Below are 13,369 nucleotides of genomic sequence, written 5' to 3'. Positions count from 1 at the left end.
TCCGTTTATTATTCGATAATCGAGAATTTCACACGCATGCAAAGATAATCAATTATTTTCTTCCTCTATATATTTGTTTTGTATCTGGAAATTCCTATCTTTGCACCCGCTAATACAAACAGCTTAAATTAATTATTCAAACATGGCAACAAAAATTAGATTGCAGAGACACGGTCGCAAAAGCTACGCTTTTTATCAGATCGTAGTTGCAGACAGCAGGGCTCCACGTGATGGAAAGTTTATTGAAAGGATAGGTTCTTATAATCCGAACACTAATCCTGCTACAGTAGATTTGAACTTCGAAAGAGCTTTGTATTGGTTACAGGTAGGCGCACAGCCCACAGATACCACTCGTAACATCCTTTCCCGTGAAGGTGTTTGCTTGAAAAAACACTTATTGGAAGGTGTCAAGAAGGGTGCATTCGACGAAGCAACTGCTGAAACTAAGTTTCAGGCTTGGTTGAAAAACAAACAAGCTTCTGTTCAGGCTGTAAAGGACAAAGATAGCGAAGCTGCAAAAGCAGCAGAAAAAGCTCGTCTGGAAGCAGAAAAAGAAGCAAACAAGGCAAAAGCAGAAATCGTAGCTAAAAAGAAAGCAGAATTGGCAGCCGCTGAAGCTGCTAAGCAAGCTGAAGAAGCAGCTGCTGCCGCTCCGGCAGAAGAAGCTCCTGCAGCAGAAAGCGCTGAATAATTCGGGCTTTGCCAAAATAAGAAGAGGACATCCCACAAAGGTGTCCTCTTTTTTATTGCCCCTACCTCCTATCCGGCAGTTCTTTGCAAAAAAAACAAACGCCCGATCCCACAAAAGAATCAGGCGTTCCAAATTGCAACATTTCTAACAGGAATATATAAAGACTTTATTTTTTCAATAAGAAATTGTCTATTTGCTCCACAAACTGTTCTTTCGATAAGGCTCCCTGAGCGATCTGGGGTTTACCTGTCTTAGGAATGAACAGTAATGTCGGGATACTCTGTATACCGAATGCCGAGGCCAACTCCTTTTCATTATCTACATTTATCTTATAAATAACGATATCGTCCTTGTACTGCGCAGCCAGTTCTTTCAGAATCGGAGATACTTTCTTGCAGGGACCGCACCAGTCTGCATAGAAGTCAATAATAGCCGGTTTATTTCCTTCGTATACCCATTGAGTCTGATTCTTTTCGTAATTATATACTTTCGACAGAAAGTCCGCCTTATTCAAAGCAATCACTTCCCCCTGTGCTGATGCCTTTTCCGTTTCATTTTTTTCCGGTTTAGCGGACATGGAGCAACTAACCAAGATCAGCGCGACCGCAACCATCAATAGACTTTTCAAACTTCTCATATAAAACTTATTACTATTTAATTATTACCACTTACAAAAATAACAATAAAAACACACAAACGTTTATTCCCAATGGTTAAAAGAAAAAGAATAGAGTGAAAAGAAAAATATCCACCCCAAAACTTGGTTATTCAAAAATAATCCCTACCTTTGCACCGCAATCAAAAAAATGATTGTAAAAACATACTGGAGAGATGGCAGAGTGGTCGATTGCGGCGGTCTTGAAAACCGTTGAACCGAGAGGTTCCGGGGGTTCGAATCCCTCTTTCTCCGCTGAACTAACCGGACAGTAAGCAGACAAGTCCCGCAAATTCAATGATTTGTGGGACTTTTTCATCCCCTTTGTGTCTGCCTTAAAGTACATCTTCTCGCCCCTAAAAGACAAAGTTCGTAACCTAACTCATACCCCCCGACAAACAAAAACGGTAAGGGGGTACAGTTTGTCCGAAATTGGCGAAGTCCTGTCGCTATTTGGCTTGCCTGCATGAAACTCATTTTAGAGATTTACAATGCTATGACCGAGACTTCCATATTAAAGAAGTATCTGATGTGGTTCATAACGATTACACGTATATTATTTCATTTATATAAATAAAAAGAAAAGAAATTCCACACAATTCCTTACATTCGTACTTTGAATTTTAACAATCAACTTATATGGAATTATCAGCGAGCAAAACTCCACGTATTGAAGTGGTCGACGCATTAAGGGGATTCGCCGTTATGGCAATTATTTTAGTGCACAATCTGGAACATTTTATTTTTCCTGTTTATCCGACGGAACAACCGGGATGGTTATCTATCCTCAACGACGGAGTGTTTAACGTGATATTCTCCCTGTTCGCAGGGAAAGCCTATGCAATTTTCGCCCTGCTATTTGGCTTCACGTTCTATATCCAATCTCACAATCAGGAAAAGAAAGGAAAAGATTTCGGCTACCGCTTCCTTTGGCGTTTGGTGCTGCTACTTGGTTTTGCTACTCTGAATGCGGCTTTTTTCCCTGCCGGAGACGTGCTGCTATTATTTGCAGTTGTCGGAGTTGTCCTATTTCTTGTACGAAAATGGAGTAACAAGGCAATTCTGATCACCGCTATTATATTATTAATTCAGCCGATAGAATGGTATCACTATATAATGGGGTTGTTCAACCCTGCCCATACTCTACCGAACCTCGGCGTAGGTGCCATGTACGGTGAAGTTGCCGAATATACCAAGGCAGGAAATTTCTGGAACTTCATTTGGGGAAATATAACGTTAGGACAGAAAGCAAGTTTGTACTGGGCTATCGGGGCCGGACGTTTTCTTCAAACGGCAGGACTATTCCTGTTAGGGTTTTATATCGGTAGAAAAGAACTGTTCGTTACTTCCGAATCACACCTGCGTTTCTGGGTAAAGACCCTTATTATTGCGGCTATCTGTTTCGCCCCGTTATACTCTTTAAAGGAACAAATCATGGGTGGAGACAATGCCTTGATCAAACAAACCGTAGGAACTGCTTTTGATATGTGGCAAAAATTTGCATTTACATTCGTACTTGTTGCCTCGTTTGTGATCCTTTACCAGAAAGAGTGCTTCAGGAAAACGGTTTCCGCTTTGCGTTTTTATGGTAAGATGAGTCTGACTAACTATATTACGCAGTCGATCATGGGAGCGATCATCTATTTCCCGTTCGGACTTTATTTAGCTCCTTACTGCGGTTACACAATAAGTTTGCTTATCGGATTTGTCCTCTTCATGCTACAAGTTTGGTTCTGCAAATGGTGGTTGGCAAGCCACAAACAAGGCCCGCTGGAAAGTATCTGGCATAAATGGACCTGGATGTTTTCGAATAATAAATAAAAAGTATGAGGCAGCGCCAAAGGGAACTAAAAAGTCCCGGCACTGCCTCATACTATACTAAAACCTGATTTTATTTCTTCAGGAGAGACAAATATTCTCCATAACCTTCATCTTTCATCTTTTCTTTCGGGATAAACCGCAAGGAGGCACTGTTTATACAATACCGTAAGCCACCCTTATCTGAAGGGCCATCTGTAAAGACATGGCCTAAATGGGCATTTCCCGTCTGGCTACGTACTTCTGTCCGGGTCATTCCATGCGAAGTATCTAACTTTTCTACAATCAGTTTCTTATCGATCGGCTTGGAAAAACTGGGCCAGCCACAGCCGGAATCGAACTTATCGGTAGATATGAAAAGCGGTTCACCGGTCGTTATATCGACATAGATTCCTTCCCGGTGCTCATTCCAGTATTCATTGCGGAATGCAGGCTCCGTGGCATTCTTTTGTGTCACAGCATACTGTACATCCGAAAGCTTTTTCTTAAGCGTCGCATCATCTGGCTTTACATAAACGGGACGGGCGTTTGCTTTGCGGGCCATTTCGAACAATTTCGGATTAATATGGCAATAACCACCTACGTTCTTATCCAGGTAATCCTGATGGTAATCTTCCGCAGCATAAAAATTGGCAAGAGGTTTCACCTCAATGGCAATCGGTTTCGTATATTCCTTTGCCAACTCTTTTATGGCAGCTTCGACCACCGGAACATCATCTTTATCGGTATAATAAATGCCCGTGCGATACTGCAAACCGCTATCGCCGCCCTGGCGGTTGACGCTGGTCGGATCTATCGTCTGGAAGTACAGGTTCAACAACAGATCCAGGTTGACTGTTTGCGGATCATAAACGACCTTCACTGTTTCCACAGCTCCGGTATTCCCTGTACATACCTCTTTATACGTGGGATTGGGAACCCGGCTGTTGGCATAACCAACTTCCGTCTTTTCCACACCTCTGATCTGCTTCAGGAAATGTTCCGTACCCCAGAAGCAACCGCCTGCCAGATATATTTCAGCCTTGTCTTTCATCTTCATATTTTCTTGTTTCATTAAATCAAACTCTTTTATATTCCTGGCATTGCCAGCCACACCGACACACGCCAATAACAATGCAATAATAACAATATTTCTCATAGTCTTTATATTTCTCAAATAACAAATCGGAAATATTTTTTGTTGTTATAGAAAAATAAAGAAATAACATACAAATGGAAAATAAAGATTATCAAAAACGTGTAGCTGCCATACATGACTTGTCCGGGTTCGGAAAATGCTCTTTAACAGTTGCTTTGCCGATCCTTTCCGCTGCCGGAGTAGAAGCATGCGCCATGCCGACCGCTATATTATCTACCCATACAGGTGGAATCAGCGGATATACCTACCGCGACCTGACAAGCGATATGCGGGCTTTTATGCAACACTGGAAGTCGCTCGACATACAATTCGATGCGACCTACAGCGGCTTTTTAGGCTCGTTCGAGCAACTAGATCTCGTCAAAGAGTTCTTCGAACTGTTCAGATCGAAAGACAATCTGATCCTCGTAGACCCGGTGATGGCGGACAACGGTGAGCTATACCGCATATTCCAACCTGAGTTTGCCGCAGGTATGCGATCCTTATGCAAAAAGGCGGACATCATCGTCCCCAATCTGACCGAGGCCTCTCTCTTATTGGAAGAAAGTTACCATCCCGGCCCTTATACGCGGGCTTACATTGAAAAAATCTTAAAAAAACTAAGCAAGCTCGGTCCCGAAAAGATCGTATTGACCGGCGTATTTTTTGAAGAAGAAGAATTAGGAGCCGCCACCTACGACAAAAGGAATGATTCGACAGACTACCTTTTTACCAAAAGAATCCCAGGAAGTTATCACGGAACAGGCGATATTTTTGCCAGCGCCCTGTTATCCGGCCTGTTAAACAACTTCAGCCTAAACGAATCGGCGCAGATAGCCGTAAACTTCACCGCCGACAGCATACGCCGTACATATAATGCAAAAACAGATTACCGTTTTGGTGTTAATTTTGAACAATGTATCCCCGACTTTCTAAAAGAACTCAAACTGATATAGTTATTCCAATTTTATTTTTCATCTTTGTAAAATAATAAAACAAGAATATGAGTAAAACTAAAATAGCAATTTCCGGCATAGGAGCTGTAGGCGGTTACTACGGAGGATTATTAGCCGCCCGCTACAAAGACTCCGAAGAGGTCGACATCTATTTCATCTCCCGGGGTGAAAACCTGGAAGAGATCCGTGAGAACGGCATCGAAGTTAAAAATACATTCCTAACGATCAAAGCAAGGCCCACCCTCGCTACCGACAATCCTGCCGAAATAGGACCGGTCGATTACCTGTTTTGTTGTACCAAAAGCTACGATCTGGAAGAGAATATAGCCCAGTTGGCTCCGGTGATCGGTCCGAATACGGTTATCATTCCCCTCTTGAACGGAGCGGACATAGCGGAACGCATACAACAGCTATTGCCTGACAACGAGGTATGGAAAGGATGTGTCTACATCGGCTCCCGCTTGGTCAGACCGGGAAGAGTGGAAAAGTTCACCATAAAAGACCGGATGTTCTTCGGTAGCAAACAGGGAGACAAGAAACGGCAGAAAGAATTGCAAGACATATTGGCGAACGCCCGTATCCTCACCACAATCCCGGATGATATCGATCTGGAGATTTGGAAAAAATTCTTTATGATCTCTACAGCTGCCACCATCACCTCCTATTTCAATGAGACGATCAGCGAAGTGATAAACAACCATATAGACCTGTTCATCACATTAGGTTATGAGCTCAAGAGCGTTGCGGTAGCCAAAGGCATTCCCCTGCCGGACGACCAAGTATTCTCCGCCATCGACGCGCAGAAGATCATGCCGAACAACTCCACCACCTCCATGCACAGCGATTTCCAAAAAGGCAACCGCACGGAAGTGGAAACACTGACCGGCTATGTCATACGAACCGCCCAGGAATTAGGTGTCGAAGTCCCGACCTATCAGTTCATGTACAAAGGATTGACCGGATTTCCCTATCCAACGGCGGATTAATCCACAAATGAAGGGAAAAAGGCGGGTGTGTCAAAATCCCGTTTTGCCATGGCGGATCAAGCCGGGATGGCAAGATAGTGAATTTTGACACAGCCTCCACTCCTCTTATTTCTACTTTGTCCTGACAAACAAATCTAATTATTATATTAATAGTATATGAAAAGCAAATTCTACCTTTATCTTATCCTGTGCTTTCTATTCAATATGGCAGGATATTCACAAAGTACAGTTTTCGAATCGCTATCTTTCGAAAGTAACAAATTAGGCAGGAAAGTCTCCTACTCGATCTATCTGCCTTCCGACTACAACACCTCGAAAAGGAATTACCCGGTCCTCTACCTGTTGCATGGCTATACGGACAATGAAACCAACTGGATACAGATGGGGCAAATGAAAACGATTGCTGACCGTGCCATCGCAAACGAGGAAGCCGTGCCGATGATCATCGTCATGCCGGACGCATGGGACACTTGGTATATCAACCAGTACGACGGAAAAGCACCTTACGAAGACATGTTTTTCGAAGAGCTCATCCCCTATATGGAAAAAACATACCGGATTCGCAGTAATAAAGAAAGCCGGGCGGTTGCCGGGTTGTCGATGGGTGGATACGGCTCGTTCCTGTACAGTTTGCATCATCCGGAGATGTTCTGCGCATGCGCCCCATTGAGTGCCGCCGTTTTCGACGACACAGTCATGGAAGCAAGAAAAAACAGATCGCACAAAGATTTATTCAACCGCCTGTTCGGTCCGGAAGACGAACATTGGCAACAGAACAATGTAATAAAGATCCTTTCCGACTGGGATCAGAACGACCTGCCTAAAATCCGTTATTACATTGATTGCGGTGACGACGACGGCTTATTGGACGGAAATATGCAGGTGCACCAAATTATGAGGCAGAAAGGAATCAAGCACGAATTCCGCGTGCGCGACGGCGGCCATAGCTGGACCTATTGGCGGACAGCTTTGCCTGAAGTTCTGAGGTTTGTCAGCCAGACTTTCTGCAGAAGTTGACAAAACCGTAATATTGGTACATTAATCCGTAATCCGTGTAAGCTGTAAACCATTTCCTTTCATTATTTTTGCAACATAAAAATAACAGACTATCTAAAAAGAGTTTATTATGTTGCGAACGATCAGACTTACAACTGCACTTATCTGTTTTACGCTCATCACCTTGCTGTTCCTCGATTTCACGGGGACACTGCACACATGGTTCGGGTGGCTGGCGAAAATACAGTTTCTACCGGCGGTGCTGGCACTTAACCTCGGCGTGGTGCTGTTTCTTATTGCATTGACCTGGATTTTCGGGCGGGTTTACTGCTCCGTGATCTGTCCTCTCGGCGTATTTCAGGATATCGTTTCATGGCTGGCGGGGAAACGGAAGAAAAATCGTTTCCAGTATTCCCCCGCCCTATCCTGGCTAAGATACGGGGTTTTGGTGATATTCATCCTTGCTATGATCAGCGGGCTGGGAGCATGGGCGGCGTTGGTAGCACCTTACAGCGCCTACGGGCGCATCGCCTCCAACTTATTCGCACCCCTCTGGGGGTGGGGGAACAACCTCTTGGCCTACTTGGCGGAACGGGCGGACAGCTATGCTTTCTACGAGACGGAAGTCTGGTTGCGGAGCCTCCCTACTTTCATCATCGCCACAGTGACCTTTATTACATTAATCATACTTGCCTGGCGGAACGGACGGACCTATTGCAACACGATCTGCCCGGTAGGTACGGTTTTGGGATTGATTTCCCGTTTTTCTATTTTCAAACCGGTTATCGACATGTCCAAATGCAACGGCTGCGGCTTGTGCGCCCGTAATTGCAAAGCGGCCTGTATCAATCCAAAGGCACATGAAATCGACTACAGCCGTTGCGTCGCCTGCATGGACTGCATCGACAAATGCCGGCAGGGAGCCATCCGATATACACGCAGAAAGACAAACAAAACGGAAATACAGGCTGGCCAGCCGGCCACAGACAAGCCCGGTCGCCGAAATTTCTTTACCGTGTCGGCATTACTTGCCACTTCTGCAGCACTGAAAGCCCAGGAAAAAGTACAACTCCCGGACAAGAAGGTCGACGGCGGATTGGCCGTCATCGAAGATAAAAAGATTCCGGACCGCGCAACCCCGGTCACACCTCCTGGCTCACTGAGCGCAGCCAACTTCTCCCAGCATTGCACCGCGTGCCAGCTTTGTGTGTCGGTCTGTACGAACCATGTACTCCGTCCTTCGGGAGACCTTCACACATTTATGCAGCCAGAGGTGTCGTACGAACGGGGATATTGCCGTCCCGAATGTGTCAAATGTTCGGAAGTTTGCCCGACCGGAGCGATCCGTCCGATCACGAAAGCGGACAAAACGGCTATCCAGATCGGGCATGCCGTACTGATCCAGGAAAATTGCATCGTCAACCGGGATGGCGTCACTTGCGGCAACTGTGCCCGCCACTGCCCGACCCAAGCGATCCTAATGGTGGCAAAAGACCCGAACGACCCGGACTCTCCTCAACTGCCGGTCGTAAACGAGGAAAAATGCATCGGCTGTGGAGCCTGCGAAAACCTGTGCCCGTCCCGTCCGTTCAGCGCCATTTATGTGGAAGGACACGAACGACACCGGAATATTTAATCAAAAAATAAAAGAATCATCATATATGAAAAAAGACAATCATCAAGCGATAAACCGTCGAGACTTCCTGAAGATTGTAGGGATCAGTACGGCCACGACCGCCCCATTGCTCTCCGGGTGCAGCTCGAACAACAATCAGGCTGCCGGGACAGGCGGCTCCAATCCTATTCCTACAGATCAGATGACGTACCGCACGGCACCGTCTACAAAAGACAAGGTTTCCATCCTCGGCTACGGATGTATGCGCCTACCGACCATTGCCAAAAGCAGTGCAAGAGACAGCGACGACGAGATCGACCAGGAAATGGTCAACCGGCTGACCGACTATGCCATCGAACACGGTGTGAACTACTTCGACACATCGCCAGCCTATTGCAAAGGACGTTCGGAACATGCTATGGGGATCGCCCTCAGCCGCTATCCGCGTGACAAATATTATATCGCGACCAAGCTTTCGAACTTCTCTCCCGACACATGGAGCCGCGAGGCCTCCATCACGATGTACCGCAATTCACTCAAGGAGCTGCAAGTCGATTACCTCGATTACATGCTGCTCCACGGGATCGGCATGGGGGGTATGGAAGCCTACGAAAACCGGTATGTCAAGAACGGCATACTCGACTTCCTACTCGAAGAACGCAAGGCGGGACGCATCCGGAACTTAGGTTTTTCCTATCACGGAGATATAGAGGTGTTCGACTATTTGCTTTCGAAGCACGACGAATACCAGTGGGATTTCGTCCAGATCCAGCTGAATTACTTGGACTGGAAACACGCCAAAGAGATCAACCCGCGAAACACCGATGCGGAATATCTGTACGGGGAATTGCAGAAACGGGGGATTCCCGCCGTCATCATGGAACCGCTGCTCGGAGGCCGGCTTTCGAACGTGCACGACCATATCGTCGCCCGACTGAAACAACGCGAGCCGGGGCGGAGCGTCGCCTCCTGGGCTTTCCGGTTTGCCGGTTCGTTTCCCGGCGTGCTCACCGTGCTGAGTGGCATGACCTACATGGAGCACCTGCAAGATAACCTCCGCTCCTACTGCCCGTTGCAGCCGTTAACGGAAGAGGAAAACCGTTTCTTGTTCGACACCGCCGACCTGATGATGCAATACCCGACCATTCCGTGCAACGACTGCAAGTATTGTATGCCTTGTCCTTACGGGATCGATATTCCGGGGATTCTGCTTCATTATAATAAATGTGTGAACGAGGGGAATGTTCCTCAGAGTGGACAGGATGAAAACTACCGCGAAGCCCGCCGTGCTTACTTAGTCGGGTATGACCACAGCGTCCCGAAGCTCCGCCAGGCAGATCATTGTACTAATTGCAACCAATGCAACCCGCACTGCCCGCAGGGAATCGATATCCCGAAAGAATTACAGCGGATCGACCGTTTCGTCGAACAACTGAAACAGGAAACATTGTAAAAAAGCCGTCCCGAATCGGGAGAAGCACTTTCCATTTCAAAAGTGGTCCTCCCGGCTCGGGACGGCCGGTTTCAACTATTGAAGCGGTTTCACCGACATCCCCTATTTTCCGCAAATATCTTTAAACGGACAATATGCACAAGCTTTGCCGTTCGGGGTTTGCACGAATGGGGTTTCAGTGCCGAAGATTTCATCTAAGCAATTTCGCAAGCCATTTTCAAAATCCGTATGGTAATTAGCGAAGTCCAGAACCTGCTCTGTTTTGAACCGGTCTATACGTCGGTAGATTCCAGGGTCGAAAGAGGAAGAAAAGAGGGTCCGCATATAATAGATACCCGGCTGAATGGTTTTCCCGAAAGAGGCACCTTCGTACATCCATGCATACATAAAAACCTGCATAACCGCTTTGGAACGATCCGTATCCTCTTTGTCGAAAAGAGCTTCGACAGAGGTAAACTGCGCCGTCCCGTTCCCACTCTTGTAGTCGATGATGCGGACGGCATCGCGCACCTCGTCAACACGGTCGATGAATCCTTTCAACTGGATCTCGCTCTTATCCGCCAGCGGGAAGAGGCGGTTCATCTTCTTTTCCGATTCGATATAGCGGAAAGGCGTCAGTTTGCCGTCCCGCTCCAGCACTTTCTCCACATATTTGCGGATCATCTCGCCGATCAGGAAGTTCTGTCCGGTGAGCGGGCGGACGATATCCGTCTTAAAGAAAATTTCAGCAAAGGCACGGGCAACCGCTCCTGTCAACATAGGCGTATCTTTGCGGATCGCTTTCAGCAAATCGGCCGTCACCATCTTTCCGCAGAAAGGCTGATACAGTTCCTCCATCACCTTATGCAGGATGCTTCCGAAAACATTGCTTTCGATCGTCTCGCTCACCTCCTCTTCTTCCCGTATACCCTCTACGACGGAGAAATAGAATTTCAGCGGACAATCCAGATAAGTATTGACCGCACTCGCCGATATCGCCCGCGCCCCGCCCTTACGGAAAGCCGCCAGGCGGTTCATAACTTCATCCGTCTTAGCCACCTGCAAGGCAGGGGTTTTGGAAGAAGATACGTTGTAAACGACCACCTTATTCTGTATCGGTTCCTCATAATGATAATGCAACTGATGCACAAACCGGCTCACCTCGCCCGTCTGCAACCCGTTGCTCCGCGTATCGTAAAGCAGGCTGACATGGCTGGCACGATAGATCAGACGGTAGAAATGATATGCCCAAACACTGTCCTGATGCTCGTAGGTCGGCAAACCGAACCCTCGGCGGAGGTTATAGGGAATAAATGAATTAGCCGCTTTCTTCAACGGGAAAATCCCTTCATTCATGGAAAGGATAATCAGCCGGTCGAAGTCGAGCGCACGGGTTTCCAAAACCCCCATGATCTGCAAACCGGAAAGGGGCTCGCCGTGGAAAGGGATCGTAATCGTGTCCGTCACACGTTTCAGCAAGCGGAAATAGGTGTCGATTTTCATTTCTACATTCGCCTCCCGCATAACTTCTTTCATCCGGTTGACGGTGGTAAAGTAATGGAAGATGAACTCCTGCTCAATATCGTTAATAGTTGAAAGTGGCTTCGCGTCACTATTTACATTTTCAACTTTCAACTCTCCACTTTCAACTGCTTTATTCAACTCCTGCAACACGTTGATCAAGTAATCGGAAAAAGTTTCCACCGCAGTCACCGGAGTGAAGAGGATGGACAACAAAGGCGTCTTATCCAGATCGTCATACGAGATATAAATCTTGTTGTTTTCCGAAATATCTTTTACCAGACTGGAAACCACCTCCGGGGAGGTAGCCGAGATATACCGATGGTTCAAGATCGGCAAGACATCCCGGAAATAGAACACCGGCCGCCGGTCCACATAACGGATATTCTTTTGCAAAGCCAAAATATATTCCATCAAAGATGCAACCGGTGTACCGGCCAACGGATATCCCATCGTCACATTGATCCGCCGGATCTGTTCGGGGATGGCATTCAGGACCGGAATCAACAGGTGCTCGTCCGGCAGGATCACAGCCGTCCGCAAGGCTTCTTCCGCACTCATCTCATCTTCTTTGCAAAGCTCGCTCAAAATACTGTGCACCTGTTTGGCCTGCCCAATACCGGATGGGATGCCGATCACCTCGATCTTGGGAGTTGAAAGTTGAGAGTTGAAAGTTGAAAGTGGCTTCGCGTCACTATTTATACTTTCAACTTTCAACTCTCCACTTTCAACTACTAACTGCGAGGGGAACCGCCGTAAATTGCGCTCCACGAAGTAAGAGGCTTTGTTGTCCGGGTCCGTCACTTTCGGAGAAGCATAATCCCAGTAAAAATCGGCAATTTTCCGTTTCTGCAACTCGGACAGGAAACGTTCTTCAGCCACCGAAAGGGCGTTCAGACCGACAAACACAACTTTCGCATAGGGAAGGTCGCAACATTCGTTTTTCTCCATCTGCTCGACCACTTCGCGGAAAATCATGCCTTCATATCCCTTGCCTTCAGCAGCAAGCGCTTCCCTCAAATCGGTATATAAAGCGTACAGGATTTGCCAGACTGCGAGGAACTGTTCCTGGTTAGGAGTATCTCCTTTCGGATAGAAAGAAGACCAGAAGGTCCGGATAGCCGCAATCTGTTCGGGACTCAGAAAACTGAAATCATTCTCAATCTCACGAAGGTCTGTCACATTTGTAAAGAGCATGCGGGCGTCAGCCATGTATTTATCGATATCGTCGAAGTCATTCAGCAGCATTTCCCCCCAATAGAGGAACTCGTCGAATGTTTCGGAAGAACCGCTATGCTTCAGATAGATATCATACAACTTAAACAACATGCTGATCCGGTCTGCCGTCTGTTTTCCGCTCAACTGCACAAACAGGTCGTTGATCGTCAAGATCGTCGGAGAGAAAAGCGGCTTCTCCGATACTTCCGACAAATATTTCTGAAAGAACAGCCCCGTACGTCGGTTCGGGAAAACAAAGGCCAGACGGCTGACTTCCGCCCCGTATTCAGAATAAAACAGGGATGCGACCTGATATAAGAATGGTTTCATTAATTGTTCGAATTGGTAAATGATGATTTAAATT

The 13,369-nt window shown here is 46.8% G+C and carries 10 protein-coding genes and 1 tRNA gene; 8 read left to right on the top strand and 3 right to left on the bottom strand.

Annotation, left to right across the window (positions count from 1 at the left end):
- Positions 1-142 precede the first annotated feature (142 nt).
- Positions 143-691 (top strand): 30S ribosomal protein S16, encoded by a 549-nt coding sequence (locus ACPYIV_RS03785; RefSeq protein ID WP_148480183.1) that lies wholly within the window; start codon positions 143-145, stop codon positions 689-691.
- Positions 692-857: 166 nt separating this feature from the next.
- Here the strand turns inward: ACPYIV_RS03785 and trxA are convergent, their stop codons facing one another.
- Complete coding sequence (gene trxA / locus ACPYIV_RS03780; protein ID WP_293741045.1) at positions 858-1,328, bottom strand: thioredoxin; 471 nt, start codon at positions 1,326-1,328, stop codon at positions 858-860.
- A 188-nt stretch (positions 1,329-1,516) separates the two neighbouring features.
- Between trxA and ACPYIV_RS03775 the strand changes: the two genes are divergently transcribed.
- Both ACPYIV_RS03775 and ACPYIV_RS03770 read left to right on the top strand, forming a co-directional pair.
- A tRNA-Ser gene (locus ACPYIV_RS03775) sits at positions 1,517-1,601 on the top strand.
- A 384-nt stretch (positions 1,602-1,985) separates the two neighbouring features.
- The gene (locus ACPYIV_RS03770; RefSeq protein WP_293732386.1) at positions 1,986-3,167 is read left to right on the top strand and encodes a DUF418 domain-containing protein; all 1,182 of its coding nucleotides are present in this window, start codon (positions 1,986-1,988) and stop codon (positions 3,165-3,167) included.
- Positions 3,168-3,237: 70 nt separating this feature from the next.
- On the opposite strand, the gene msrB is transcribed toward ACPYIV_RS03770, so the two are convergent.
- On the bottom strand, positions 3,238-4,218 hold the full coding sequence (gene msrB, locus ACPYIV_RS03765) for a peptide-methionine (R)-S-oxide reductase MsrB (RefSeq protein WP_425885615.1): 981 nt from the start codon (positions 4,216-4,218) through the stop codon (positions 3,238-3,240).
- Between the two features lie 158 nt (positions 4,219-4,376).
- Between msrB and ACPYIV_RS03760 the strand changes: the two genes are divergently transcribed.
- The 5 genes from ACPYIV_RS03760 (at position 4,377) to ACPYIV_RS03740 (ending at position 10,287) form a co-directional block, all read left to right on the top strand.
- Positions 4,377-5,237, top strand: coding sequence for a pyridoxamine kinase (locus ACPYIV_RS03760; RefSeq protein ID WP_293732384.1), 861 nt, complete (start codon positions 4,377-4,379; stop codon positions 5,235-5,237).
- Positions 5,238-5,284: 47 nt separating this feature from the next.
- Complete coding sequence (locus tag ACPYIV_RS03755) at positions 5,285-6,223, top strand: ketopantoate reductase family protein (protein ID WP_293740871.1); 939 nt, start codon at positions 5,285-5,287, stop codon at positions 6,221-6,223.
- A gap of 156 nt (positions 6,224-6,379) precedes the next feature.
- Positions 6,380-7,240 carry an alpha/beta hydrolase gene (locus ACPYIV_RS03750; RefSeq protein WP_425885612.1) on the top strand — a complete coding sequence of 287 codons (861 nt, stop codon included), beginning with the start codon at positions 6,380-6,382 and terminating at the stop codon, positions 7,238-7,240.
- A 109-nt stretch (positions 7,241-7,349) separates the two neighbouring features.
- Positions 7,350-8,855 (top strand): 4Fe-4S binding protein, encoded by a 1,506-nt coding sequence (locus ACPYIV_RS03745; protein WP_425885610.1) that lies wholly within the window; start codon positions 7,350-7,352, stop codon positions 8,853-8,855.
- Between the two features lie 25 nt (positions 8,856-8,880).
- Entirely contained in the window at positions 8,881-10,287 is a 1,407-nt protein-coding gene (locus tag ACPYIV_RS03740) for an aldo/keto reductase (protein WP_425885608.1), read from the top strand.
- A gap of 102 nt (positions 10,288-10,389) precedes the next feature.
- Here ACPYIV_RS03740 and ACPYIV_RS03735 read toward each other — a convergent pair whose 3' ends face one another.
- The gene (locus ACPYIV_RS03735) at positions 10,390-13,335 is read right to left on the bottom strand and encodes a PD-(D/E)XK nuclease family protein (protein ID WP_425885606.1); all 2,946 of its coding nucleotides are present in this window, start codon (positions 13,333-13,335) and stop codon (positions 10,390-10,392) included.
- Positions 13,336-13,369 lie beyond the last annotated feature (34 nt).

Source organism: Parabacteroides vesiculifaciens (genome assembly GCF_049860805.1).
GTDB lineage: Bacteria > Bacteroidota > Bacteroidia > Bacteroidales > Tannerellaceae > Parabacteroides.
The sequence above is the reverse complement of the archived record's forward strand: the minus strand, read 5'-3'. Positions and strand labels throughout refer to the sequence as shown.

What these genes read in the sequence shown, in the direction of transcription:
- ACPYIV_RS03785 (WP_148480183.1), top strand. Translation starts at nt 143, where the DNA reads ATGGCAACAAAAATTAGATTGCAGAGACACGGTCGCAAAAGCTACGCT.
- trxA (WP_293741045.1), bottom strand. Translation starts at nt 1,328, where the DNA reads ATGAGAAGTTTGAAAAGTCTATTGATGGTTGCGGTCGCGCTGATCTTG.
- ACPYIV_RS03770 (WP_293732386.1), top strand. Translation starts at nt 1,986, where the DNA reads ATGGAATTATCAGCGAGCAAAACTCCACGTATTGAAGTGGTCGACGCA.
- msrB (WP_425885615.1), bottom strand. Translation starts at nt 4,218, where the DNA reads ATGAAACAAGAAAATATGAAGATGAAAGACAAGGCTGAAATATATCTG.
- ACPYIV_RS03760 (WP_293732384.1), top strand. Translation starts at nt 4,377, where the DNA reads ATGGAAAATAAAGATTATCAAAAACGTGTAGCTGCCATACATGACTTG.
- ACPYIV_RS03755 (WP_293740871.1), top strand. Translation starts at nt 5,285, where the DNA reads ATGAGTAAAACTAAAATAGCAATTTCCGGCATAGGAGCTGTAGGCGGT.
- ACPYIV_RS03750 (WP_425885612.1), top strand. Translation starts at nt 6,380, where the DNA reads ATGAAAAGCAAATTCTACCTTTATCTTATCCTGTGCTTTCTATTCAAT.
- ACPYIV_RS03745 (WP_425885610.1), top strand. Translation starts at nt 7,350, where the DNA reads ATGTTGCGAACGATCAGACTTACAACTGCACTTATCTGTTTTACGCTC.
- ACPYIV_RS03740 (WP_425885608.1), top strand. Translation starts at nt 8,881, where the DNA reads ATGAAAAAAGACAATCATCAAGCGATAAACCGTCGAGACTTCCTGAAG.
- ACPYIV_RS03735 (WP_425885606.1), bottom strand. Translation starts at nt 13,335, where the DNA reads ATGAAACCATTCTTATATCAGGTCGCATCCCTGTTTTATTCTGAATAC.